The 23,143-nt window shown below is 69.0% G+C and carries 22 protein-coding genes; 9 read left to right on the top strand and 13 right to left on the bottom strand.

Annotated elements, in window-relative coordinates; all coding sequences use genetic code 11:
• Positions 1 to 11: 11 nt before the first annotated feature.
• Positions 12 to 629 (top strand): DNA-3-methyladenine glycosylase family protein, encoded by a 618-nt coding sequence (locus KAJ83_RS17325; protein WP_210683372.1) that lies wholly within the window; start codon positions 12 to 14, stop codon positions 627 to 629.
• Between the two features lie 285 nt (positions 630 to 914).
• Positions 915 to 1,475, top strand: a complete 561-nt coding sequence (locus tag KAJ83_RS17320; RefSeq protein WP_210683371.1) for an HNH endonuclease — start codon at positions 915 to 917, stop codon at positions 1,473 to 1,475.
• A gap of 9 nt (positions 1,476 to 1,484) precedes the next feature.
• On the opposite strand, the gene KAJ83_RS17315 is transcribed toward KAJ83_RS17320, so the two are convergent.
• Together KAJ83_RS17315 and KAJ83_RS17310 are read right to left on the bottom strand one after the other, a co-directional pair.
• Positions 1,485 to 2,360: an AEC family transporter gene (locus tag KAJ83_RS17315; RefSeq protein WP_210683370.1), complete on the bottom strand. Its 876-nt coding sequence runs from the start codon at positions 2,358 to 2,360 to the stop codon at positions 1,485 to 1,487.
• A gap of 94 nt (positions 2,361 to 2,454) precedes the next feature.
• A complete protein-coding gene (locus KAJ83_RS17310) occupies positions 2,455 to 2,859 on the bottom strand; it encodes a tautomerase family protein (protein WP_210683369.1) in 405 nt (134 codons plus the stop codon).
• A 108-nt stretch (positions 2,860 to 2,967) separates the two neighbouring features.
• Between KAJ83_RS17310 and KAJ83_RS17305 the strand changes: the two genes are divergently transcribed.
• On the top strand, positions 2,968 to 3,819 hold the full coding sequence (locus tag KAJ83_RS17305; RefSeq protein WP_210683368.1) for a LysR family transcriptional regulator: 852 nt from the start codon (positions 2,968 to 2,970) through the stop codon (positions 3,817 to 3,819).
• Positions 3,820 to 3,829: 10 nt separating this feature from the next.
• On the opposite strand, the gene KAJ83_RS17300 is transcribed toward KAJ83_RS17305, so the two are convergent.
• Entirely contained in the window at positions 3,830 to 5,140 is a 1,311-nt protein-coding gene (locus KAJ83_RS17300; RefSeq protein WP_210683367.1) for an adenylate/guanylate cyclase domain-containing protein, read from the bottom strand.
• 266 nt (positions 5,141 to 5,406) lie between these two features.
• Entirely contained in the window at positions 5,407 to 6,903 is a 1,497-nt protein-coding gene (gene pdxR, locus KAJ83_RS17295; protein ID WP_210683366.1) for a MocR-like pyridoxine biosynthesis transcription factor PdxR, read from the bottom strand.
• 156 nt (positions 6,904 to 7,059) lie between these two features.
• On the opposite strand from pdxR, the gene KAJ83_RS17290 reads away from it, so the two are divergent.
• Complete coding sequence (locus KAJ83_RS17290; RefSeq protein ID WP_210683365.1) at positions 7,060 to 7,503, top strand: GNAT family N-acetyltransferase; 444 nt, start codon at positions 7,060 to 7,062, stop codon at positions 7,501 to 7,503.
• Entirely contained in the window at positions 7,500 to 8,213 is a 714-nt protein-coding gene (locus KAJ83_RS17285) for a pyridoxamine 5'-phosphate oxidase family protein (RefSeq protein WP_210683364.1), read from the top strand. Before KAJ83_RS17290 ends, KAJ83_RS17285 begins: the two co-directional genes overlap by 4 nt.
• A gap of 12 nt (positions 8,214 to 8,225) precedes the next feature.
• On the opposite strand, the gene KAJ83_RS17280 is transcribed toward KAJ83_RS17285, so the two are convergent.
• Entirely contained in the window at positions 8,226 to 8,975 is a 750-nt protein-coding gene (locus KAJ83_RS17280; RefSeq protein WP_210683363.1) for a glucose 1-dehydrogenase, read from the bottom strand.
• 55 nt (positions 8,976 to 9,030) lie between these two features.
• Positions 9,031 to 10,401 carry a 16S rRNA (cytosine(967)-C(5))-methyltransferase RsmB gene (gene rsmB / locus KAJ83_RS17275; RefSeq protein ID WP_210683362.1) on the bottom strand — a complete coding sequence of 457 codons (1,371 nt, stop codon included), beginning with the start codon at positions 10,399 to 10,401 and terminating at the stop codon, positions 9,031 to 9,033.
• Between the two features lie 192 nt (positions 10,402 to 10,593).
• Between rsmB and KAJ83_RS17270 the strand changes: the two genes are divergently transcribed.
• Positions 10,594 to 11,169 carry a hypothetical protein gene (locus KAJ83_RS17270; RefSeq protein WP_210683361.1) on the top strand — a complete coding sequence of 192 codons (576 nt, stop codon included), beginning with the start codon at positions 10,594 to 10,596 and terminating at the stop codon, positions 11,167 to 11,169.
• A gap of 25 nt (positions 11,170 to 11,194) precedes the next feature.
• On the opposite strand, the gene htpX is transcribed toward KAJ83_RS17270, so the two are convergent.
• Positions 11,195 to 12,058: a zinc metalloprotease HtpX gene (htpX, locus tag KAJ83_RS17265; RefSeq protein ID WP_210683360.1), complete on the bottom strand. Its 864-nt coding sequence runs from the start codon at positions 12,056 to 12,058 to the stop codon at positions 11,195 to 11,197.
• 163 nt (positions 12,059 to 12,221) lie between these two features.
• Between htpX and KAJ83_RS17260 the strand changes: the two genes are divergently transcribed.
• Positions 12,222 to 12,563 carry a DUF1674 domain-containing protein gene (locus KAJ83_RS17260; protein ID WP_210683359.1) on the top strand — a complete coding sequence of 114 codons (342 nt, stop codon included), beginning with the start codon at positions 12,222 to 12,224 and terminating at the stop codon, positions 12,561 to 12,563.
• Positions 12,564 to 12,602: 39 nt separating this feature from the next.
• On the opposite strand, the gene typA is transcribed toward KAJ83_RS17260, so the two are convergent.
• The 6 genes from typA to KAJ83_RS17230 all read right to left on the bottom strand — a co-directional run bounded on the left by typA (position 12,603) and on the right by KAJ83_RS17230 (position 21,692).
• A complete protein-coding gene (gene typA / locus KAJ83_RS17255; RefSeq protein WP_210683358.1) occupies positions 12,603 to 14,456 on the bottom strand; it encodes a translational GTPase TypA in 1,854 nt (617 codons plus the stop codon).
• A 124-nt stretch (positions 14,457 to 14,580) separates the two neighbouring features.
• Positions 14,581 to 17,346: a bifunctional acetate--CoA ligase family protein/GNAT family N-acetyltransferase gene (locus KAJ83_RS17250; protein WP_210683357.1), complete on the bottom strand. Its 2,766-nt coding sequence runs from the start codon at positions 17,344 to 17,346 to the stop codon at positions 14,581 to 14,583.
• A 4-nt stretch (positions 17,347 to 17,350) separates the two neighbouring features.
• A complete protein-coding gene (locus KAJ83_RS17245; RefSeq protein ID WP_210683356.1) occupies positions 17,351 to 17,917 on the bottom strand; it encodes an O-acetyl-ADP-ribose deacetylase in 567 nt (188 codons plus the stop codon).
• 48 nt (positions 17,918 to 17,965) lie between these two features.
• The gene (gene ppa, locus KAJ83_RS17240) at positions 17,966 to 18,565 is read right to left on the bottom strand and encodes an inorganic diphosphatase (RefSeq protein ID WP_210683355.1); all 600 of its coding nucleotides are present in this window, start codon (positions 18,563 to 18,565) and stop codon (positions 17,966 to 17,968) included.
• A 181-nt stretch (positions 18,566 to 18,746) separates the two neighbouring features.
• Positions 18,747 to 20,039: an AmpG family muropeptide MFS transporter gene (locus KAJ83_RS17235; RefSeq protein ID WP_210683354.1), complete on the bottom strand. Its 1,293-nt coding sequence runs from the start codon at positions 20,037 to 20,039 to the stop codon at positions 18,747 to 18,749.
• 24 nt (positions 20,040 to 20,063) lie between these two features.
• Entirely contained in the window at positions 20,064 to 21,692 is a 1,629-nt protein-coding gene (locus KAJ83_RS17230) for a penicillin-binding protein activator (RefSeq protein WP_210683353.1), read from the bottom strand.
• Between the two features lie 115 nt (positions 21,693 to 21,807).
• Between KAJ83_RS17230 and rsmI the strand changes: the two genes are divergently transcribed.
• Positions 21,808 to 22,719, top strand: a complete 912-nt coding sequence (gene rsmI, locus KAJ83_RS17225) for a 16S rRNA (cytidine(1402)-2'-O)-methyltransferase (RefSeq protein ID WP_210683352.1) — start codon at positions 21,808 to 21,810, stop codon at positions 22,717 to 22,719.
• Positions 22,716 to 23,132, top strand: a complete 417-nt coding sequence (locus KAJ83_RS17220; RefSeq protein ID WP_210683351.1) for a YraN family protein — start codon at positions 22,716 to 22,718, stop codon at positions 23,130 to 23,132. The genes rsmI and KAJ83_RS17220 overlap by 4 nt, the downstream gene beginning before the upstream one ends.
• The last annotated feature ends 11 nt before the right edge of the window (positions 23,133 to 23,143 follow it).

The raw sequence follows: 23,143 nt of genomic DNA, 5'->3' as shown, positions 1-23,143 counted from the left end.
GGCGGATGACAATGCGCGATCAAGCCTCCCTCGACCGCGCGCTCGACGCGCTTGCCGGAATGGACCCGGATGTCGCGGCGGGCCTCGCCCGGGTCGGCTATCCGGCGCCGCGCGTGAAGGAACACGGCTTCAAGCCGCTGATCGACGCCGTCGTCTCGCAGCAGATCTCGAAGGAGGCGGCGGCCGCCATCAACGCCCGGGTGGAGGCCCTGATGCCGGACGGGGTGACGCCCGACGCCCTGCTCGCCCTGGAGGGGGAACGGCTGCGCGCCGCCGGCCTCTCCGTGCGGAAGGTCGAATATTGCCGGGGCGTGGCGGAGGCCGTGCGCGACGGGCGCCTGCCGCTCGCCGACCTGCCCGCCATGGACGACGACGCGGTCATCGCCACGATCAGCGCGCTGCGCGGATTCGGCCGCTGGTCGGCGGAGGTCTATGCCATGTTCGCGCTGCACCGGCCGGACATCTTTCCGGCCGACGACATGGCGCTGCAGGAAGGTCTGCGCCGCCTGAAAGGCCTGCCCCACCGCCCCAAGGGCCGGGAGGCGCGGGAACTGGTCGCCCCCTGGAGCCCCTATCGCAGCGCGGGCTCCGTCTTCCTGTGGCACTATTATCGCGGGGCGCCGCAGTAGGACGCGCCTGTCATGCGCGCGTCACGACAATCGCGTATGGCTGCCGCGAAAGATCGGGGTGAAACCCCGCCGGTTACAAGGTCATGATATTTTTCCGGCCCGCCCCACAAAATATTGTGGCTGGATTCGGATCGGTCTAGAGTTATCCTCGATCCTGCCCTCAACCGGAGGCGGACGGCCCCGACCGGCCGCTTCTGTCCCGAGGGTCGAGCCCTTCAGGAGCCTCCGGGGAAACATCCCGCCACGGCACGCTCCAAGGGGACAGCAGGGAGAGCACGCGACGCGATGCAGATGAGTCTGAGTGACTGTCCGGCCCTTGTGCTCAACGCGGACTTCCGTCCGCTCAGCTATTTTCCGCTGTCCGTCTGGTCCTGGCAGGAGGCGATCAAGGCCGTCGTCGGCGACCGGGTCAACGTCATCAGCGAATATGACCGCGCGGTTCACAGCCCCTCCTTCGAGATCAAGCTGCCGAGCGTCATTTCCCTCAAGGAATATATCCAGCCGGCCAAGCGCCCCGCCTTCACGCGCTTCAACGTCTTCCTGCGCGACCGGCTGCTCTGCCAATATTGCGGCGATCCGTTCCACGCCCAGGATCTGACCTTCGACCATGTCATTCCGCGCAGCCAGGGCGGCCGCACGACGTGGGAGAACGTCGTCTCCGCCTGCGGACCGTGCAATCTGCGCAAGGGGGGGCGAACGCCCCGGCAGGCGACCATGCCGTTGCTGCGCGTACCGAAGGAACCCTCGACCTTCGAGCTTCAGGAGAACGGCCGGGGCTTCCCACCCAACTTCCTGCATGAAAGCTGGCGCGACTATCTCTACTGGGATACCGAACTGGAAGCCTAGCCCCCGGACCTAGAGCAGATAGGCCAGCAGCAGCGGCAGCGTGACGACGCTGAGCGCGGTGGAGATCACGACGAGGCCCGCCACCTCCTCCGGCTGATTGTCGTGCAGTTGCGCGAAGAGATAGTTGAAGACCGCCACCGGCATCGCCGTCTGCAACACGACCACGCCGCGCGCCGCGCCTTCCAGCCCCATGATCGAGGCGATCGCGAGGCCGAGCGCCGCCCCGCCCACGAGACGCAGGACCGAGAGCGCCGCCGGCAGGCCGAGCCGCCGCACCGACAGCCGCGCCAGCGACGCGCCCAGCGTCATCAGCATCAGCGGGATCGTGAACTGGCCGATAAGCTGGATCGTGTTCGCCGCCCAAAGCGGGATATCCGCGTCCACCGCCATCAGCACCAGCGCGACCGCGACCGCCCAGAGAATCGGGGTGCGCGCCAGCCGGCGGATATCGACCGTGCCGGCCGCGATCGCATAGCCCAGCGTGAACTGGCCGACGGCGGAGACCACGAAATAACCGATGGCGAGCGCCAGCCCCTGTTCCCCGAAGGCGAAAAGGCACAGCGGCAGCCCCATATTGCCCGTGTTCGGGAAGGACAGCGCCGGCAGGAAGGCGGAAACCGAACGCCCGATCGCCTTCAACAACACGAAGCCGACGACGAGCGCCGCGAGATGCGCGAGCGCCCCCGCCCCCGCCATGCGCGCCAGATGGTCGAGCGAGATATCCGCCTTCAGCAGGGTCGAAACGACGAGACACGGCGTCCCGACCGAGGTGATCAGCGGCGTCAGCTTGTCGGTGTCGAAGCCGCGGCCGGATTTGATCCAGGTGAATCCGACCAGCGCCGTGAAGAAGACGGGCGCGATGACGGCGAAGAGTTGAGCGAGCATGCGGAAACCGACCCTGTACCGGAAGGCGAAGCCCGCTTTCTAGTGCGGCTTCGCGCGCGATGAAACCCTTCGCGGCGGCTTACACTCGTTCCCGTCAGGAACAACCATGCGCCCGCGCCTCCTGCGTGACGCCGCCGAACCCCCAATTGGCCGCCGGCACCTCATCGACGCTGACATAGTTCGGCCCCGTCCCGGCGGAGAGCGCCGCCACCAACGCCGCGTGGGCGGCCGCCTGGAACGCCGCCGTCTGACGCTTGGTATTGGTGCCCTGGGTCACGCGGATGGAGAGCGCGAAAAGCGCGCCCGTTTCGTCGCGCGCCCCGCCACCTGGAGAACCGGCGGGCCCGACATGCATCGACCGGCCGTCATCGATCGAGACGACCGTGACCGCCGGCTCCTTGGCCAGCGTCTCCGCCGTGATCGCGACGAGGTCGCGGGCGATCGACGCCTTGGCATCGGGCGAAAGGGGCGTGCTGGTGACGAGCGTGAGAATGGGCATGGCGGAACCTCCATATGCCGTGGTTTCCGCGATCATGCCCTACCCATAAAAAAGAAAAATCCAATTGTTTTGACTATTATATTCAGATTTATCGAATTATTCTTCGCCATGCGTTCACTCGACCCGGATCATCTGCGCAGTTTCCTCGCCTTCTGCGAGGGCGGCACCCTGTTGCGCGCCGCCCAGGCCGTCGGCCGGTCCCCGGCCGCGCTGACGGCGCAGATGAAGCTTCTGGAAGAGGCGGCGGGCGGCCCCATCCTCGAACGCACGGGCCGGACCCTCGCCTTGACCCCGCTGGGCGAGGTTCTGCGGGCCGAGGCCCGGTCGATCCTGCAAGCGCATGAGGCCGCGCTCTCCCGGTTGCGGGGAGAGCGGGCGGAGGAAAGGGTGGCCCTCGGCATATCGCACGATTTCGCGGATACCCGGCTGGAGGACTGCCTGCGCGGCTTTTCCACCGCGCATCCGGGCGCGCGCCTCGTCCTTCATGTTGGAACCAGCGCCTATCTGAACCGCCTGCGCGACGACGGCGCCCTCGATGTCGCCATCACGCCGGGGCCGGTAACGGAGGCGGAGGTGACGGGGGAGACGCGATTGCCCATGGAATGGCTCGCCGCCCCGGATATCGCGGAAGGGGCGCGGCCCGAAGTTCTGCCGATGGCCCTGCTGCCGCCGCCTTGCGATTACCGCACGGCCGCGCTGGCGGCGCTTCAGGCGCGGGCCGTGGCGTGGCGCGTCGCGGTGGAGAGCCAGGGGCTCGCCGGGCTGGAGGCGGCGCTCGGCGCGGGGCTCGCCGTCACGGCGCGCACCCGGCGCTGGGCGGGCGCGCGCTTCGTAACGCCGCCGGCCGACTGGGGGTTGCCGCCGCTGCCGTCCCTGACCTATCGGCTTATCCTTCGGCCCGGGTCGGGCGAGACGCCAAGGGCTCTGGCCCGGGCCTGCGCCGCGCTCTTCCCCGGGTGACCGACGCGCGTCAGTCGCGCTCCATCCCCTCGATATCGAACAGTTCGGTCGCCGCCAGCGTCGAGATATCGCCCAGCTTGTGATACTTCGGATCGTCCAGATCGATCAGGTTGCCGATGCGCGAATACATCTCCGGCACCACGGCCTCCGTGCCGTTCGCCAGGGTCTGGCGGATGCCGTAGCGCACGCGCGCGCGGTCTTCCTCGCTCAACCGGCTCAGCATGGATTTTGTCGCCCAGATGGCGCCGTCGCTGCAAAAATCGCTCAACCGCGCGGCGCGGTTGATACTGTCGCCCAGCGCGGTGAACTCGATGAAGGTCGGCCCCTCGAAGGTGCCGAACCATTCCTCGCCCTGGTCCAGGCCGATATTGAGATGCAGCGTCTTGGTCCAGTTCTTCTTGCGTTGCCAGTCCCGGTTCACCTGACGCATGGCGTTCTGCATCTCGAAGGCGCAGCAGATCGCGTTGACGAGATAATCGGAATCCGGCTGCGGCAGGAAGTAATAGAGCATGCCGTCGCCCGCATGCTTGCCGTAGGTCGCGAAATATTTCCGTAGATAGGGCTGCATCGTGGTCCAGATCGAGTTGATGAGCTCGAAATACTGTTCCGGCGGCAGTTCCGCGCAGATGCGCATGGAGCTTTGCAGGTCCGCGACCAGCACCGCCAACGGCGTCACATAGGGGCGGCGCACGCGCAGCAGATCGCGGATCACCACGTCGCGCCGGGCGAGCCAGGTCAGGAAGCTCTCCTGCTCCCGGTCGTCGGGGGCGACGGTGAAGAAGATACCCTCGCGGAAGAAGGTGGCGTAAAGCTTATGCCAGCGCGGTTCCTCGCCGCGCGGCGCGAGATTGACCTCCACCTCGCTCGTCATGCGGTGCGCGCCGATCGGCTCCACCCGATCGTAGAGCTGGCCCATCAGTTCCGATTCCCGGGGGCCGAGATCGGGATTGCTGAGGAACAGATAGGTCTTGGAGGCACGTTTCTTGGCGATCGCGAGATGAAACTTTAGGAGTTCCGGGAGGCCATCCGCCTTGCGCACCACCGAACTCGACAACAACAGGCTGAACAGGCTGGAATCGTCGATCGCGCGCGGCAGCCCGTCCGGCCGCGCGAAAATCCCCGCCAACGCGTGGTCGTTCGCCCATTCGATCTGGAACTTGTGATTGACCAGATAGGCGGGGGTCGAGAGATCCTCGACCGTAAGATGCTGCAACGCCTTGCGCGCGCCCTGCTCGTCGCCGCCGCGCGCGGCACCGTTCAGCGCCGTCACATTGGACCCGCCCGCCGCGCCACCACCGGCCGGCTTCTCGTCGTTCGTCATCGCCCCTCTCCCTCTCGCACCCGGCGTTTCTGCCGGCGACAGGGCCTCCGCCGCCTTTCTGGACGTCGGCCTTCGGTTCTCTCCAAAACCGTGGATTCGACACAGCTCTCCACCATCGAATCCTTGGAAATTCTTGAGCGTTTCCTTAAGAATTGCAAGAAAACTATTGATTACTAACGATTTTTCTCTTTTTCACTCTAGATATGGTGGTCATCTGCTTGGCGGACCACAAATACCGGGTGGCTGGAAGGACGATGCCCTGTGCGCTACAGGCCCAGCGCCCCGGCCAACCGCGCCACCGCCGCCGGCATCTCCGCCTCCGGCACGGCGGCATAGCCGAGCAACAGGCCCTGACGACCGAACCCATCGGCATAGAAGGAGGAGAGCGCGGAGACGTTGATGCCCGCCTCCGCCGCCCGGCGCCGCGCCGTGCGGTCGTCCATGCGCGCCGTCAGCGTCGTCGTCATGCGCGCCACCAGATGCATGCCGGCCTCCGCCGGTTCGATCTCGAAGGCCCCGGCAAGGCGGACCTGGGCGGCCTCCAAAAGGGCGTCCTGGCGGTCCTTGTACCGCTTGCGCATGCGCCGGACATGGGCGGCGAAATGCCCTTCCTCCATGAAGGCGGCGAGCGCCGGTTGCGCCGCGGTGGAGGGGTGATCGTCGAGCGCCGTGCGCGCGAACCGGAAGGGGTCGGTCAAATCCGCCGGCACCACCAGATAGCCGATCCGCAGGCTGGGGAACATCACCTTGGAGAAGGTGCCGACATAGACCACCCGCCCATCGCGATCGAGCCCCTGAAGGGCCGCCAGCGGCCGCCCGGCATAGCGATACTCGCTGTCGTAATCATCCTCCAATATCCAGCCGTCGCGCCGCTGCGCCCAATCCAGCAGTTTCAGCCGCCGGGCGAGCGTCATGGTGATACCCAGCGGATATTGCAGCGAGGGCGCGACGCAGGCGAGCTTCGCGTCCGGCGCCTCCCGCTCGGCCCAGGCGATATCCATGCCTTCCGCGTCGACGGGCACGGGCACCTGACGCGCGCCGGCGGCGGTCAGCGCACCGCGCACGCCGGCATAGCCCGGCTCCTCGATCAGCGCGGGATCGCCCTCATCCATCAGGACATGGGCCGCCAACCCGATCGCCTGCTGCGCGCCGGAGACGACGATCACCTGATCGGCCTCGCAGCGCACACCGCGCACCGCGCGCAGATATGTGGCGATCGCCCGGCGCAGCGGCAGATAGCCCGCCGGCTCCGCATTGGCGAGCAGGTCGCGCGGCGGCCGGCGCCACGCCTTGCTCATCAGGCGCGACCAAACATCGAAGGGAAAGGCGTCGAGGTCCGGCAGCCCCGGCGTGAAGGCCGCGCTGCGCACGCCGCCGCCGGCCTTGCGCAGGCCCGCCAGCCGCATGCCCCGGTTGGAGAGCCCTCGCAGGCGCGGCCGTTCGCTCAACCCCTCCGGCGGGCGGGCCGTGCGGGCGGAGAGCGCCTCCTCCGGCAGCTCGTCGGAGACATAGGAGCCCGCCCCCACCCGGCCGACGACGTAGCCTTCCGCCAGCAACTGGTCGAAGGCGCCGGTCACCGTGTTGCGGGAGACGCCGAGCTCGCGCGCCAGCGTGCGGGTCGACGGCAGACGCGCGCCCGCGCCCAGGCGCCCGGCCAGGATCAGATCGCGCATCTGGTCATAGAGTTGGCGATGCAGCGGCACGGCCTCCGCGCGGTCGAGCGCGATCGGAAGCAGGGCGGCATCGGCGACGCGGCGGGGCATGGGCGGGACCCTCGGAGTGGAACAAGCGTATCGGACAGTCGATAAATGGTCCCATGGATTTGTCAATAAGGGCGCTTGTGGCCAAGCCAATTTATCCGCAATCCTTCCCCGCGAGGTGGCCGGGAGGGACGGCCCCACTCATCGGAGGAAAAGGCGATGACGGTGACGATACGCGAGGTGCGGCCGCAGGATTTCGGGGCCTGGTCGCGGCTCTATCGCGGCTATGGCGATTTCTACAAGGTGGCGATGACGGAGGAGAGTCTGGCCACCGTCTGGTCCTGGCTGACGAACGAGGCGCATCTATTGGAGGGGCTGGTGGCGGAGCGCGAGGGCGCGCTTCTCGGCCTCGCCCATTTCCGCGCGATGCCGAGCCCGCTGCGCGCCACGACCATCGGCTTCCTGGACGACTTGTTCGTCGATCCGCCTGCGCGCGGCGCGCGGGTGGGCGAGGCGCTGTTCGACCGGCTGAAATCCATCGCCGCCGAACGCGGTTGGCCCAGGATCCGCTGGATCACCGCCGACGACAATTACCGTGCCCGCGTGCTCTATGACCGGATCGGCGCGAAGACCAGTTGGAACCTCTACGAGTTCACGGCATGAGCGCCGCGCCCGACGCCTATCCCGTCGAGCCGCGAAACCGGGTGAAGCGCGTGCATGAGCACGGCCGTTACGACCGGGAAAGCGTGCATGCCATCCTGGATGCCGCGCGGGTCTGCCATGTCGGCTATGTCATCGACGGCCAGCCCTATGTCACGCCGACCATGCATTGGCGGGAGGGGGAGCGGCTCTACTGGCACGGCTCCGCCGCCAGCCGGATGCTACGCGCGGTGAAGCAGGCGGTGCCGGTCTGCGTCACGGTCACGCTGTTCGACGGCCTCGTCCTCGCGCGGTCGGCCTTCAACCATTCGGCCAATTACCGCGCGGCGATGGTCTTCGGCCGCGCGCGGGCGGTCGAGGACGCGGTCGAGAAGGAAGCGGCGCTCGACCGCTTGATGGATATCCTGGTGCCGGGGCGTGGGCAGGAGCTGCGCCCCAACACCGCAAGGGAATTGAAGGCGACCACGGTCGTCGCGATGGATATCGAGACCGCGTCGGCCAAGATATCGGCCGGCCCGCCGGAGGACGACGCCGAGGATTACGAGATCGCCACCTGCTGGGCCGGCGTTCTGCCGAGCGCGCAAGTCTGGGGCGCGCCCGTCCCCGACCCCACGCCTCATCCCTCCAGCCCCCTTCCCCCCTCCAGTCCTGGGACGATGGCGGCGCGTCCGGTGCCGGACGCCCTGCGCCGGATGGTCGGAAAGGCGCTTTGATCCGGTCGGCGGTCAGATGCAGCGGCCGCCATCCACCTCCAGGCACAGGCCGGTCAGGAATTCCGACTGGCCCTCGCACAGGAAAAGGGCGGCGTTGGCGATGTCGGCGGGGGTGGACAGGCGGCCGAGCGGCACGCTCGCCTTGAAGGCGGCGCGCTTCTCCGGCGTGTCCTCGCCCATGAAGCGTTCCAGCAACGGCGTCTCCCCCGCCACGGGATTGATCGCGTTGACGCGGATCTTCTCGGGCGCGAGTTCGATCGCCATCGATTTCGTCACCCCGATCGCCGCGAACTTGGAACTGTTGTACCAGGCCAATCCGGGCCGGGGCCGCACGCCCGCCGTGGAGGCGATGGTCAGGAAGACGCCGCCGTCGCCCTGCGCGCGGAAGACCGGCAGCACCGCATGGGCGGAAAGGAAGAGACCCTTCACATTGACGGCGTAGACGCAGTCGAACTCGGCCTCGTCCACCTCAAGCATCGGGCGGTTATAATGGCTGTAGCCCGCATTGTTGACGACGATGTCGAGGCGCCCGAAGCCCTCCACCGCCGCCGCGACCGTCGCCCGCCAGTCATCCGCGTCGGTGACGTCGCAGCGGGCGAAGCGCGCGGCGGGGCCGATCTCCGCCGCGACGCGGCGGCCGGCTTCCTCCTGGATGTCGGCGATGACGACCTTCGCGCCCTCGGCGGCGAAGCGCCGCGCGATGCCTTCCCCGAAGCCGGAGGCGGCCCCCGTCACGATGGCGATTTTATCCTTGAGCCGCATGGGCGCCGTCCCTTCCCTGAGCGTTTCGGCGGGAGCGTGCGCCCCGTCGCGCCCGTCAGCCCGGCCGTTTCCTGAGCCGCGCGATGAAGAAGCCGTCGCAGCCACCTTCCTCGCCCCGCAGATAGGGAAGCGTGCGCACCGAACCGTCGCGGCGCAAGGCCTCCCTGAACCCGCCCAGCGCGGCCGGCGCTTCCACGATCCGTTCCAGCGGCAGGCCGTCGGCGAGCGCGGCTTCCACCGCCTCCTCCCCCTCCTCCGGCTGGAGGGAGCAAGTGGCGTAAACCAACACCCCGCCGGGATTGAGCATATCGGCCGCCGCCGCGATCAAGCGGCGTTGCAGGGCCGCCAACCGGTCGACATCGCCCTGTCCCTTGAGATGCGCGATATCCGGATGACGGCGCAGGGTCCCGGTCGCGCTGCACGGCGCATCCAGCAGAATGGCGTCCACCGGCACCTCGGGGCGCCATTCGGCGGCGTCGGCCGTCACCACCTCCGCCGTCAGGGAGAGGCGCGCCAGATTCTCCGACAGCCGCCTCAGGCGCGGCGCGGAGCGGTCGAGCGCCGTCACCGACGCCCCCATGGCGGCCAGTTGCGCCGTCTTGCCGCCCGGCGCGGCGCACAGGTCGATCACCCGCTTGTCGGCAAGGCCGCCGGCGGCCTCCGCCAGCAGGCGCGCGGGCAGGGCGGCGGCGGCGTCCTGCACCCACCACGCCCCCTCCGCGAAGCCGGGAAGCGCCCGCACATCGCCGGTCTGGGCCAGACGGACCGTGCCCGCGCGGTCCAGAAGCTGCCCGCCCAGACGCGCAGCCCAATCGGCGCCCGTCGATGCGTCGGCCAACGTGAGGTCCAGCGGCGGCTCGCCCAGATGCGCCTCTCCGATCGCGCGGGCCGCCGCCTCGCCATAGGCCGCGATCCAGCGCTCGCGCAGCCATGCGGGGCTGTTGAGGCGCCCGGGTTCCTGCTTGCGGGCGATCGCCGTGCCCTCCTTGGCGATGCGCCGCAGGATCGCGTTGACCAGCCCCTTGAACGCGCCGAGCCGCAGGGCGACCGCCAGCGCGACCGAGGTGTCCACGGCCGCGTGCGGCGGCGTGCCCAGGAAGATGATCTGCGCCGTGCCGAGCCGCAGGATATGCCGCACCGACTGCGCCTTCCCCTTGGGCTCGTGCGCCATGTAGCGGTCGATCAATTGGTCGATCTGTCCCAACCGGCGCAGAACGGTCAGAACCATCGTGCGCGCGAAGCCCCGGTCGCGCGCCTCCGGCACCTCGGCGAGCGCGCCGGTGGGGGCGGTCGCCCGCTCCAACGCGTCGTCGAGCGCCTGCCGGCGCGTCAGCACGGCATCGAGCAGCAGGAACGCCGCCCGCCGCGCGGCAAGGCCGCCGCTTTCCCGTGCCCCATCATTCTCGAATGTTTGACTGTCCCGCATGGCCCTTGCTTTAGGCGCTTCGCGGGCGGTGGTCAAAGCCCGCGCACGGGTACGTGCAAATGGCTGGGCGTGCCACCGACCGGCTGTTAGCTTGCCCGCGAGGCCGCTTCCCGGTGACGACACGCCTCCCCACCGGGCCGTGTCGGCGTCGAGGCCGACGGCGGAGGATCGAGGCGCGACGGGAATAACGCCATGCCCCCGAATCCGGAAGATATCGTCGACCACGTCCTGGACGACGCCCCGCTCCCGCCGAAACGGGACCGGGGTGCCGGTCACGAGGAGGATATGGGGATATTCAATGCCTGCATCCGGATGGCGGAGATCGGATTCGGGCGGTGGGACGCGCGCCGGTCCTATGAATGGAAGATCACCATCGGTCTCTGGACCCTGCTCGCCGCCGCGATCTATCGCGGGTTCGAGATATTGCCGCTGCTGGTCGGGCTGCTGGTCGTCGTCGGGCATGGATGGTGGCTGCGCAATATCTGGGTCCGCCATACCTCGGATGCCAATCTGGCCTGGCATTTCTTCAACCAGGGGCAACGGTTCCTGGAGAAATACGGCGTCGAAAGCCTTCCCGAACGCACGGATATCAGGATCGGACGCGGCCGGGACCGGCCCGGCGGATCGATCCGGGCCTTCCTTTCCGATTGGGCGATGGGGTTTCAGTTCGCCGTGACCGTCGGCTTGATCGCGGTGCTCTATCTCGCCGGCACGAACGAAATCAGTTGGGGGCTCGACATGGTGCTCAAGACGCCCCGTGGTTCGTGACGTCCTTCTCCAGGCACTCCTGGTCTCAGCCCCAGGGCCGGGCCTCGCCCGCCATGAGGCGCAGGCGGCGGATGCGCTCCTCGGTCTTGGGGTGGGTGGAGAAGAGGCCGTCCAAGGCGCGGGCATGTAGCGGGTTGACGATGAACATCTGCGCCGTCGCGGGATTGCGCTCGGCGGTGTCCATGTCGGTACGCTCCGCCGCGCGCTGCATCTTCTCCAGCGCCGAGGCGAGCCAGAGCGGCTGACCGCAGATTTCCGCGCCGATCCGGTCGGCGCCATATTCCCGCGACCGGCTGATCGCCATCTGCACCAGCATCGCCGCGATCGGCCCCAGGACCATCACCAGCAGGATGCCGACGAATCCCAGCGGGTTGTTGCGATTGTCGCCACCGAAGATCTGCGCGAACATCGCGATATTGGCCAGCGCGGAGATCGCGCCGGCCAGCGTCGCCGTCACCGTCATGATCAAGGTGTCGCGGTTCTTCACATGGGCGAGCTCGTGCGCCATGACGCCGGCCACCTCCTCGTGGCTCAACATTTGCAGCAGGCCCGTCGTGGCCGCGACGGCGGCGTTCTCCGGATTGCGGCCGGTGGCGAAGGCGTTCGGCTGGTCGTTCTCGATGATATAGACCTTGGGCATGGGCAATTCCGCGCGCGCGGCCAATTGCTCCACCAAGCCGACGAGATCGGGGGCCGTGCGCCGGTCCACCTCGCGCGCGCCATACATGCGCAGCACGATCTTGTCCGCGTTCCAATAGGCGAAGATGTTGCCGAAGCCCGCGAAGGCGAGCGCGATCAGCATCCCGCCCTCGCCGCCGACCAGATAGCCGCAGCCCACGAACAGCGCGGTCAGCCCCGCCATCAGAAGGCCGGTCCGTACCCAGTTCATCGCGTTCCCTCGTCCTCGCCCGTTTTCGGGCCCATCCCGGGCCCATTGCCGAAATCCAATGGTAAATGGGAAAATCGAGGGCCGATTCAAGCGATTCCCGGCCGTCGTCCTCTTGCCCGATAGGGCTTGCCAAGGCCCCGTCCGGCGCCATATCGAAGGGGCCATGAAAACGCTGAAAGACCTGCTGAAGGCCGGGCAGAGCCCGGAGAGCAAGAAGCCCGCCGCGCAGGGTGCCGCCGAAACCAAGCGCCCCCCGGTGGCGGAGCAGGCGCGCGCCGCCTCCCAAGCCGCGGTCGACGCGGGCGAGGCACCGCTGATCGACCCGGAGGTCAAGGGCGTCGACGCCCGCCGTCTGGCCGAATTGAAGGCGGAGGAGGCGGGCCGCAGATGGCGCCTCCAGGCCGAGGCCAGCGGCCAGAAACCGCGCGAGACCGGCGGTCCCCAAGGGCTGGAGCCCACCCGCTACGGCGATTGGGAGAAGGCGGGCCGCTGCTACGATTTCTGAACGGTCCCCGCTGTCAAAGGATGCGGGCGACCGGGGGCGTCAGGCCGCCCCCTGCTCCCGGCGGCGGCGTTCCTTCTTGCGCTCGTGCGGGTCCAGGATGGCCTTGCGCAGACGGATCGACTTGGGCGTGACCTCGACGCGCTCGTCATCCTCGATATAGGCGAGCGCCTCCTCCAAGGTGCGGCGGATCGGGTTGGTCAGACGGACCGCGTCGTCCTTGCCGGCCGCGCGGATATTGGTCAATTGCTTGCCCTTGAGCGGATTGACCTCGAGGTCGGAGCCCTTGTTGTGCTCCCCCAGGATCATGCCGGGATAGACATCCTCGCCCGCCCCGATGAAGAGGGGGCCGCGTTCCTCCAGGTTCCACAGCGCATAGGCGACGGCGCGGCCCTGCTCGGCCGAGATCAGCACGCCCTCGCGCCGGCCCGGGATCGGCCCCTTATAGGGAGCGGCGCCGGTATAGAGGCGCGAGATGATGCCGGTGCCGCGCGTGTCGGCCAGGAATTCCCCCTGATAGCCGATCAGTCCGCGCGACGGGATCGCGAAGACGAGACGGATCTTGCCGCCGCCCGACGGCTTCATCTCCTGCAGCTCGCCCTTGCGCAGGCCCAGCTTCTCGACGACGACGCCGGAGAATTCCTCGTCGACATCGATCTGGACTTCCTCCATCGGCTCCAGCGTCTCGCCGCCCTCGCCCTTCTGGAACAGCACGCGGGGCGGGCCGACGGTAAGCTCGAAGCCCTCGCGCCGCATGGTTTCCAGCAATACGCCGAGTTGCAATTCACCGCGCCCGGCGACCTCGTAGGCGTCCTTGTCCGTCGTCTCGGTGACGCGGATCGCGACATTGCCCTCCGATTCGCGGGCCAGGCGATCGCCGATCATGCGGCCGGTCAGCTTGTCGCCCTCGCGGCCGGCCAGCGGGCTGTCGTTGACGGAAACCGTCATCGCCATTGTGGGCGGCGAGATCGGGCGCGCCGGGATCGGGTCCTTCACCCCCTGCTCGCAGATCGTATCGGCGACCGTGGTCTTGGCGAGGCCGGCGACGCACACGATATCGCCCGCCTCCGCGCGCTCCACCGGCACGCGGTCGAGGCCCCGGAAGGCCAACAGCTTGGTCAGCCGCGCGCGCTCCAGTTCCCGCCCGTCGCGGGCCAGCGTGTGGACGGTCTGGTTCATCGAAACCACGCCGGATTCGATCCGTCCCGTCAGGATACGGCCGAGATAGGGGTCGTTCTCCAGCGTCGTGGCCAGCATGCGGAAGGGGCCGTCCGGGTCGGCGACCGGCGCGCGCACCTTCTCCATCACCGTTTCGAACAGCGGCGTCATGTTCTCGCGCGGGTCGTCCAGCGCGTGGGCGGCCCACCCCTCCTTGGCGGAGGCGTAGAGGACGGGGAAATCCAACTGCTCCTCGTCCGCGTCCAGCGCGGCGAAGAGGTCGAAGATCTGATCCACCACCCAGTCCGGCCGCGCGTCGGGCTTGTCCACCTTGTTGACGACGACGATCGGCTTCAGGCCGAGCGAGAGCGCCTTCATCAGCACGAACTTGGTCTGCGGCATCGGCCCGTCGGAGGCATCGACCAGCAGCAGCGCGCCATCGACCATGGAGAGGATGCGCTCCACCTCGCCGCCGAAGTCCGCATGGCCGGGGGTATCGACGATGTTGAAGCGCAGCCCTCGCCATTCGACGGAGGTGCATTTGGCCAGGATGGTGATACCGCGCTCGCGCTCCAGGTCGTTGGAGTCCATGGCGCGCTCGGCCAGCGCCTGGTTGGCGCGCACCGCGCCGGATTGCTGCAACAGCCGGTCCACCAACGTCGTCTTGCCATGATCGACATGGGCGATGATGGCGATGTTGCGCAGCGCGTCGGCTAGCTTGGTCGCACCGTCGGTCATTGAAAGTTCGCCTGTTCTTGAGAAATGTCGCGCGGGTCTATACGCGCTTCCCGCGTTGCAATCAATCTGCCCCGTCGCCGCCTTGGCCCCGCCGCCCGCGCATGGCGGGCCGGCGCGCCGCGCGTCACTCGGCGTCGGCCGGGGCCGGAAGCTTCGCCGGCGTCCTTCCGGCCGCCGCGTCCAGGTCGAGACTGACCCGGGTCACGCCGGGATCGTCCGCCTGCTCGCGCGCCTCGAACCCCAGATCCGCGCAGAGATCCAGCATCGGCCGGTTGTCCGACAGCACATCGCCATGCAGCAGGCCGATCCCGACGCCCCGGGCATAGTCGATCAGCCGTTGCATCAAGGCATAGCCCAGCCCTTTTCCCTTCAGATCGCGCCGCAGCAGGATGGCGTATTCCGCCGTCTCCAGGTCCGCGTCGGCGAACAGGCGCACGACGCCCGCGATATGTTCGGCCGGGTCGTCCTCGTGCACGAGGGCGACGAAGGCCATCTCGCGCGCGTAATCGATCTGCGAGAGACGGGCGGCGAGCTGGTCCGGCAGGCGCTTCATCGGATGCAGGAAGCGGAAGCGGATATCCTCCGCGTCGCAGCGATCGACCAGTTCCATCAACGCGTCCTTGTCCTCCGGCCGCACCGGGCGGAGGCGGATCGGATCGCCGTCGCGCGGGCTCACCTCCCCTTCCAACTCGCGCGGATAGGGGCGGATGGCGAGCCGCTCGCGCGCCGGCCGGTCGTCGGCCGCGATCCGGATGCGCGCGTCGAGCGCGACCACCCCGTCCGCGTCCGCGATCAGCGGGTTGATGTCGAGCTCCTTGACCTCCGCGAAATCGATCGCGAGTTGCCCGACCCGGATCAGCGCCCGGCGGATCGCCGGCAGATCGGAGGGCGGCGTGTCCCGGAATCCCTTCAACAGGCGATAGACGGCCGTCTCCTCGATCAAGCCTTCCGCCAGCACATCGTTCAACGGCGGCAGGCCGGTCGCGGTGTCGCCGATCACCTCGACCTCCTTGCCGCCGCGCCCGAACAGCACGACCGGGCCGAATTGCGGGTCCTCGTTGAGGCCGACGATGAGTTCGTGGGCGCCGGGGCGGCTGATCATCTCCTGCACGCTGACCCCCTCGATCACCGCGTCCGGATAATCGCGGTGCAGGCGGGTCAACATCTGCTCCGTCGCCTCGCGCACCTGCTCCGGCGTGGTCAGATTCAGCACCACCCCGCCCACGTCGGATTTATGGGTGATATCGCGGGACAGGACCTTGACCGCGACCAGATCGCCCATCTTGAAGCCGCGCGCGATCCAATAGGCCTCCTCCGCGTCGCGGGCGCAGTAGGTGCGCGCGACCGGAATGGAATAGGCATCGAGGACATTCTTCGCCTCGACCTCGCTGAGCCAGGCGCGTCCCTCGGCCAGCGCGTCGTCGATGATCGCGCGCACCGCCGCGCGGTCGGGCTCCCTGCCGTCCAGGCTGTCGGCGGCGGGCGCCTGCATCAGCATCGCCTGGTTACGGCCGTAGCGCACGACATGCATGAAGGCGCGCACCGCCTCCTCGGCCGTGTTGTAGGTGGGGATGCGCGCCTCGGCGAAGCGCTTGCGCGCGGCGCGCGCCGCCTCGTCGCCGAGCCAGTTGGTCAGTACCGGCTTATGCTGGCCCGGCAGGGCGGCGATCACCGCCTCCGCCGCCTCGCGCGAATTGGAAATCGCCTGCGGGCAGTTGATCACCAGCACCGCGTCGGAGGTCTCATCCTTGAGCAGCGCGTCGAGCGCGGCGACATAGCGCGCGCCCGAGGCATCGCCGATGATGTCGACCGGGTTGCCGTGGCTCCAGGTCGGCGGCAACACGCCGTCGAGCGCCTGGATCGTCTTCTCGTCGAGCGGGGCGAGACGCCCGCCAAGCTGCATCAGCGAATCCGTCGCCAGCACGCCGATGCCCCCGCCATTGGTCAGGATCGCGAGGCGGTCCCCGCCTTCCCCGCGCGGCCCCTGGATGCCGAGGCGCCGCAGGCTGGAGGACAGCGTCTGCACCGCGTCGAACAGTTCCTGCATGTCATAGACGCGCAGCATGCCCGCGCGGCGGAAGGCCGCGTCATAGACGCCGTCCGCGCCGGCCAGCGCGCCGGTGTGGGAGGTCGCGGCCTTCGCCCCCTCCGCGAAGCGGCCGGCCTTGATGATGACGACGGGCTTGGTGCGGGCGGCGGCGCGCGCGGCCGACATGAATTTCCGCGCGTCGCCGATCGCCTCGATATAGAGCAGGATGGCGCGCACCGAGGTATCGCGCGTCAGATGGTTCAGAAGATCGGCGAAATCGACATCGATCATGTCGCCGAGACTGATCAGATGGGAGAAGCCGATGCCCTGGCCGCTGGCCCAATCGAGCACGGAGGTCAGCATCGCGCCCGATTGCGAGACGAAGGCGAGATCGCCCTTCGGCGGGGCGATATGCGCGAAGCTGGCATTGATCCCGGTTTCCGGCATCATGAGGCCGAGCACGTTCGGCCCCAGGAGGCGCATCGGTCCGGCCGCTTCCAGGACCGCCGCGCGGCGCGCCCGGCCCTCGGCGTCGGCCGCGCCCTCGCCGAATCCGGCGGTGATGATGCAGGCGGCCTTGCAGCCCTTCGCGCGCAATTCGCCGATGACGCCCGCCACCGCGTCCGCCGGCGTCGCGACGACGGCGAGCTCCGGCGCCTCCGGCAGGCTGTCGATATCCGGCCAGGCATAGACGCCGCCGATCGAGCGGTATTTCGGATTGACCGGCATGATCGGCCCCTCGAAGCCGCCGGTCATGAGATTCTGGGCCAGCACCGCCCCGACGGACCCGTCACGGTTCGACGCGCCGACCAGGGCGATCGACTTCGGATGGAAGAAGGAATCTAGATCGCGTAGGGACATGGGCTTACCGGAGCTCCCGAAGTGCCTCCCGATAGGCTTTGGCCGTCTCCTCGCCGAAACAGCAGAATAGCACTTTTCTTATCGATCCGCGCCCTTGGGGTCGATCCGAACCGTCGGAGGCGGCCAGATGGCGGCTCTCCGCCACCGTGCCGACCGCGATCCGCGCGGCGCGAGCCACCGGAAAGCGGTAGACCCCGCAGGAAATCGCCGGGAAGGCGATACTTTCCGCGCCCGCCGCCGCGGCGAGGTCGAGGGCGGTGCGGTAGCATCCGGCCAGCAGCGCGTCCTCGCCCCGCTCGCCGCCGTGCCAGACCGGGCCGACCGCGTGGATCACGTGACGGGCGGTCAGGCGATGCCCGCCGGTGATCTTGGCCGAGCCGGTCTCGCACCCGCCGAGTTCCCGGCATTCCGCCAGCAGCCCGGGCCCGGCCGCGCGATGGATCGCCCCATCGACACCGCCGCCGCCCAGCAGGCTCTCGTTCGCGGCATTGACGATCGCATCGACCGTAAGGCGCGTGATATCGCCCTCCACGATCTCAAGCCTCTCCACGATCGTTTCGAACCCGCTCATTCCCGGTCATCCGTCCAATAGTGCGGCCGGCCGTCGCCGGACACCGCCTCAATTCGCATCGGCCTCGCGCGAGGCCAGGATCCGTTCGGCCGTCGCGGCCGCGCGCCGTGGCCCGCAGCCCTTCTCGTCGGCGCGCGCGATCGATTGCTCGATCAGCCGGGCCGCCTCGTCCGGGCCGCCCCAGCGCGCGACCTTGGCCCATTTATTCTTCTCGAGGTCTTTATAATGCGTGAAGAAATGCGCGATTTGATCCATCAGGATCTGCGGCAAATCGCGATAGCCGGTGATGTTCTCGTAATAGGGATGCAGCTTGTCGTGCGGGACGGCCAGGATCTTCTCGTCCTCGCCGCTCTCATCCTCCATCAGCATGACGCCGACCGGGCGGGAGCGCACGATGCATCCCGGAACGACCGGCACCTGCCCCAGGACCAGCACGTCGATCGGATCGCCGTCACCGCACAGGGTATGCGGCATGAACCCGTAATTGGCCGGATAGACCATCGAGGTATGCAGGAAACGGTCGACATAGAGGGCGCCCGAATCCTTGTCGAGCTCGTACTTGACCGGATCGGCGCCCAGCGGCACCTCGATGATGACATTGATATCGTGCGGCGGATTCTCGCCGCAGGTCACCAGATTGATGTTCATTGCCCGGTCTTTCCTTGTACTGAGGGCGCCCGGAAACGATGCGACGGTGTCACGCCGAACGGGCGCCAGGGATCGATCCTATCATGATGCTGCACCGCAGCATTAATTATTGCATCGCAACATGGCGATTTCGATGCCGGCCCGCAAGGGAAATTCCGGCGGCCGGCCGGCGACGGTTATTTTACGCTCTCTCGGGCCGCCGGGCCATGAGATGGAGCAAGAGAAGCAGCCCTGGCACCGCCAGCAGCGCGGTCGTCGCGAAGAAGGCGGGCCAGCCGAGGAATTCGGCGAGGAACCCGCTGCCCGCCGCCATCAGGGAGCGCCCCTGCGCCATGACCGATGTCAGGAGCGCGTATTGCGTCGCCGTGAAGCGCGCGTCGCACAACGCGGAAAGATAGGCGACGAAGGCGGCCGAGCCCAACCCGCCCGCGAAATTATCGACGGCGATCGCGACCGTCAGCACCCCGATATCGGTGCCGGCGAGCGCCAGCCAGGTGAAGGCGAGATTGGTCGCCGCCTGGGCCACGCCGCCGATCATCAGGGCGGGATAGAGGCCATAGCCCCGGACCAGCAAACCACCCCCCAGCACGCCCGCGACCGTGGCCCCCAGACCGAACAGCTTGGTGACGGCCGCGATCTCCGCGCCGGTGAAGCCCAGATCGACATAGAAGGGGTTCGCCATCGCCCCACCGATCGCGTCGCCGAACTTATAGAGCAACGCGAAGACCAGGATCGCCAGCGCCTGCGGCCGGGTCAGGAATTCGCGAAACGGTTCGATGACGGCGCGCCGAAGCGCGGTCGCGGGGGCCGGACGCGGCCCGTCCAGCACCTCGCGCGCGCCGGCGCTCTCCGGCTCGCCCACCAGGATCAACGCCAGCATGCCCACCAGCACCGCGCCCGCCATGACCGCGAAGACCACCGGCCAGCCGACGAAATCGCTGAGGCCGATGGCGCCCGCGCCCGCGATCAACCCGCCGATACGCCAGCCGAGTTGCGTCGCGGCCGCGCCGGCGCCCTGCTCGTCCTCGCGCAGCAGTTCGATGCGCACCGCGTCGATCACCACATCCTGGCTCGCCCCCAGGAAGCCCACGGCGAGCGCGAGGACGGCGACCATCGCCGGCGCCTCCGCCGGGTCGGTGAAGCCGAGCGCGAGGATCGCGCCCGCCAGCGCGAGTTGGATCGGCACCGCCCAACCGCGCCGCCGGCCGAGCGCGCGAAACGGCACGGGCGGCCGCGCCCGGTCGATCACCGGCGCCCACAGCACCTTCCAGGCATAGGGCAGCGCCACCAGCCCGAAGATGCCGATGGCGGCCAGATCGACCTCCAGCCGCGCCAGCCAATAGCCGAGCGTCGAGACGATCAGCACATAGGGCAGGCCGCTGGCGCTTCCCATGGCGGCGATCGCCAGCACGCGCCGGTCGCCATAGAGCGCCGCGGCGCCGAGCCATCGGGAAAGGAAGGAAGGCGCCCGCATGATACCGGCCCGGCCCCCGCCGCGTCAGGAGGAGGGAACCGGTTCCTCCAGCGGCGGCGACGTTTCCCCGCCGCCGACCACCGGGTCCTGCGGAAAGCTTTCCGGCGCCGGATCGATCGTGCGGCGTCCCTCGGGCGTGATCTGAATGACGGCCAGACCGCGTTCGTTCAAGCCGTCGGACGTGAAGCGGAACAGCCCCTCCGCGCCGATGAAGCCCGTCGGATTGGTGATCGCCTCCGCATTGAAGCGGGCGGGTTCCTCCCCGCGCGCGGCGAGGCTGACCGCCACCGCCGCCACGTCATAGCCGAGCGAGGCGAGGCGCGAGGGGCGCTGACCGAAGGTCGCGGCGAAGCGCTCGCCGAAGCGCTTGCGATAGGAATCCGGCGTCGCGACATAGCGCGAACCGATCAGGGTCGGCTCCCCCGACAAATCGCCGAAGCCGTCCCAGGGCTGCAGGCCGAGCAGGCGGACCGCCGGCTCGTCCACATCGTAATAGGCAAGCTGGGCGGCCAGGATCTTGAGGCTCTGCGCGTTGAGCGCGGGCAGCAGCACCGCGTCGAACGGCGGATCGCCGAGCGTATCCAGGTTTTCCAGCCGCCGCAGCGCCGCCTTCGATGCCTCGTCCCCCTTGGCCGCCAACTGGCCGCGCTGACGTTCCAGCGCCTGGACGCGTTGGCGATAGTTGGAAAAGCTCTGGATCACCTCGCTATGGTCCGGCGCGCCCGGATCATAATAGGCGACCCGGGCGAGGTCGACCGGCGCGGGCGGCGCCTCGCGCGTCGGGGTCAGGCCCGGCACGACATCGGCCGCCGCCGCGGGCGCGGTCCGCGTCGTGGATGTCCCGTCGAGGCGGCCCGATTCGATGGCCGACGCGATGCCGGGCGGCACCTGCCGGTCGCCGCGCCGATAACTATCGACCACATCCTGCGCGGCGGAGATGACGGCGTCGCCATAAGCACCGCTCGGCGCCAGCACGGCGATCCGTGTGCGCCCCTCGGCGACCGCGTTGCCGATCGCGCGCGCGACCTGGGCCGGGGGCGCATAACCCGCGAGATAAACCGGCGGCCCCGCCACATCCGGCGAATTGGAGAAGGAGATGACCGGCACGCCCGCCCGTTCGGCCATCGGGCGAATGGCCTCGACCGATTGCGCCAGCAACGGACCGATAACGAGGCCGGCCCCGGCCTCCAGCGCCTGGCTCATGGCCCGGGCGGCGCCGTCCGGCGTCCCGCCGCTGTCGAAGGGCCGCAACACGGCCTCCTGATTGCGCAGATCGAAGAACGCCATCTGCGCGCCGTCCAGCAGGGCCTGACCGGCATCGGCATGCTGACCGCTGAGCGGCACGATAAGGGCGATCACATGCTCCCGGCGCGGATCGCGGGCATCGTCCCGCATCTCCTCCGGGGTCATGAACCCCTCGTCGCCGAAGAGATCGTCGGCCGCCGCCGCCGTGTCGTTCGGCGCCGAGCCGGGATCGACGCCCGGCGAATGCGGCGGCAACCCCTCGCCGACGGTGGCGTCGTCCGAGGGCTCGCTCGCGCAGGCGGCCAGCGTTAAGCTAAGCAGCGCGGCGGCCAGGACACGGCCGAGGCACCACCGGGGCGAACCGGAATGGAGGGAATGTCGGTAGGGGAAACAGAATCCGTCGGCCAAGGGGGTCATCTCTCCTCTGGGTCGCGGGTCGTCCGGGCCTCCAGCCGCCCGCCGATCGCCGGTCCATTCGCGACCGACACAATGCTATAGGTAGCCGGAAAGGCCAAGCGAACCAATGCGCGAAGACGCGGACGACAACGCAAGCGAACGGGCCGGCGAGGCCCACCGACCCACCCGGACGCTCGCCCCGGGCCTCTATGTCGTCGCCGTGCCGATCGGCAATCTGCGCGACATCACGCTGCGCGCCCTCGACGTGCTGCGCGATGCGGACATGATCGCCTGCGAGGACACGCGCGTGACCCAGCGTCTGCTCTCCGCCCATGGTCTGAGCGGCACCCTGACTCCCTATCATGACCACAATGCGGCGGCGCGACGGCCGGGGCTGCTGCGCGCGGTGGCGGAGGGCAAGGCGGTGGCGCTGGTCTCCGACGCGGGAACGCCGCTGGTCTCCGATCCCGGCTACAAGCTGGTGGCCGAGGCGGTGGCCCAGGGCCTGCCCGTGATTCCGATCCCCGGCGCCTCGGCGGCGCTGGCCGCGCTGGCCGGCGCGGGCCTGCCGAGCGACCGGTTCCTCTTCGCCGGCTTCCCCCCGCCCAAGCAGGGCGCGCGGCGCACATGGCTGGGCGAGGTGCTGGCCGCGCGGGCCAGCGCGATCCTCTATGAGGGGCCGTCGCGGCTGGCCGCGACGCTGGAGGATATCGCCCATCTGGCCCCCGACCGCCGCGTCGCGGTGATGCGCGAACTGACCAAGCTGCACGAGGAGCACCGGCACGGCAGCCCGGCCGCCCTGGCCGGGACCTATCGACGGGACGGACCGCCCCGGGGCGAGGTCGTGATCGTCGTCGGCCCGCCCGAGGCGGCGGAAGACGCGATGGACGACATGGCGATCGACCGCATGCTCGCCGACGCGCTGGCCAGCATGCGGGTGAAGGAAGCCGCCAACATGGTGGCCGAGGCCGCCGGACGCCCGAAGAAGGAAATCTATGCCCGTGCCCTGGCCGTGGCCAAGCGGGGAAACGACGCGTGAGCGCCTCCGCGAACGGTCGCGCGTCCCGTCGAGGGCAAGCCGAACGGGGGCAAGCCAAACGGCGGCATGCGGAGCGGCGGGGCCGGCGGTCGGAGGCGCTGGCGCTCTGGTGGCTGCGCCTCAAGGGCTATCGCGTGCTCGCCCGGCGCGCGCGAACCCCGGTGGGGGAGATCGACCTGATCGTGCGGCGCGGCGGCTTGATCGCGGCGGTCGAGGTGAAGGCCCGCCCCGATTTGGCGAGCGCGGCCGAATCCCTGGGGCCGGCGCAGCGCCGCCGCGTGGCGCGGGCCTTCGCGCACTGGCTGACCCACCGTCCGGCGCTCGCCGCGCTCGACCAACGCTTCGACCTGGTGCTGGTGGTCCCGGGCCGCCGCCCACGCCATATCCCGGACGCCTGGCGGCCGGAAGCGTGAGAAGAGCCGGC

The organism is Marivibrio halodurans (assembly GCF_017963645.1).
In the GTDB taxonomy this organism is placed as follows: domain Bacteria; phylum Pseudomonadota; class Alphaproteobacteria; order UBA8366; family Aestuariispiraceae; genus Marivibrio; species Marivibrio halodurans.
The sequence above is the reverse complement of the archived record's forward strand: the minus strand, read 5'-3'. Positions and strand labels throughout refer to the sequence as shown.

Coding starts and splice junctions, on each gene's coding strand:
- KAJ83_RS17325 (WP_210683372.1), top strand. CDS start 12: ATGCGCGATCAAGCCTCCCTCGACCGCGCGCTCGACGCGCTTGCCGGA.
- KAJ83_RS17320 (WP_210683371.1), top strand. CDS start 915: ATGCAGATGAGTCTGAGTGACTGTCCGGCCCTTGTGCTCAACGCGGAC.
- KAJ83_RS17315 (WP_210683370.1), bottom strand. CDS start 2,360: ATGCTCGCTCAACTCTTCGCCGTCATCGCGCCCGTCTTCTTCACGGCG.
- KAJ83_RS17310 (WP_210683369.1), bottom strand. CDS start 2,859: ATGCCCATTCTCACGCTCGTCACCAGCACGCCCCTTTCGCCCGATGCC.
- KAJ83_RS17305 (WP_210683368.1), top strand. CDS start 2,968: ATGCGTTCACTCGACCCGGATCATCTGCGCAGTTTCCTCGCCTTCTGC.
- KAJ83_RS17300 (WP_210683367.1), bottom strand. CDS start 5,140: ATGACGAACGACGAGAAGCCGGCCGGTGGTGGCGCGGCGGGCGGGTCC.
- pdxR (WP_210683366.1), bottom strand. CDS start 6,903: ATGCCCCGCCGCGTCGCCGATGCCGCCCTGCTTCCGATCGCGCTCGAC.
- KAJ83_RS17290 (WP_210683365.1), top strand. CDS start 7,060: ATGACGGTGACGATACGCGAGGTGCGGCCGCAGGATTTCGGGGCCTGG.
- KAJ83_RS17285 (WP_210683364.1), top strand. CDS start 7,500: ATGAGCGCCGCGCCCGACGCCTATCCCGTCGAGCCGCGAAACCGGGTG.
- KAJ83_RS17280 (WP_210683363.1), bottom strand. CDS start 8,975: ATGCGGCTCAAGGATAAAATCGCCATCGTGACGGGGGCCGCCTCCGGC.
- rsmB (WP_210683362.1), bottom strand. CDS start 10,401: ATGCGGGACAGTCAAACATTCGAGAATGATGGGGCACGGGAAAGCGGC.
- KAJ83_RS17270 (WP_210683361.1), top strand. CDS start 10,594: ATGCCCCCGAATCCGGAAGATATCGTCGACCACGTCCTGGACGACGCC.
- htpX (WP_210683360.1), bottom strand. CDS start 12,058: ATGAACTGGGTACGGACCGGCCTTCTGATGGCGGGGCTGACCGCGCTG.
- KAJ83_RS17260 (WP_210683359.1), top strand. CDS start 12,222: ATGAAAACGCTGAAAGACCTGCTGAAGGCCGGGCAGAGCCCGGAGAGC.
- typA (WP_210683358.1), bottom strand. CDS start 14,456: ATGACCGACGGTGCGACCAAGCTAGCCGACGCGCTGCGCAACATCGCC.
- KAJ83_RS17250 (WP_210683357.1), bottom strand. CDS start 17,346: ATGTCCCTACGCGATCTAGATTCCTTCTTCCATCCGAAGTCGATCGCC.
- KAJ83_RS17245 (WP_210683356.1), bottom strand. CDS start 17,917: ATGAGCGGGTTCGAAACGATCGTGGAGAGGCTTGAGATCGTGGAGGGC.
- ppa (WP_210683355.1), bottom strand. CDS start 18,565: ATGAACATCAATCTGGTGACCTGCGGCGAGAATCCGCCGCACGATATC.
- KAJ83_RS17235 (WP_210683354.1), bottom strand. CDS start 20,039: ATGCGGGCGCCTTCCTTCCTTTCCCGATGGCTCGGCGCCGCGGCGCTC.
- rsmI (WP_210683352.1), top strand. CDS start 21,808: ATGCGCGAAGACGCGGACGACAACGCAAGCGAACGGGCCGGCGAGGCC.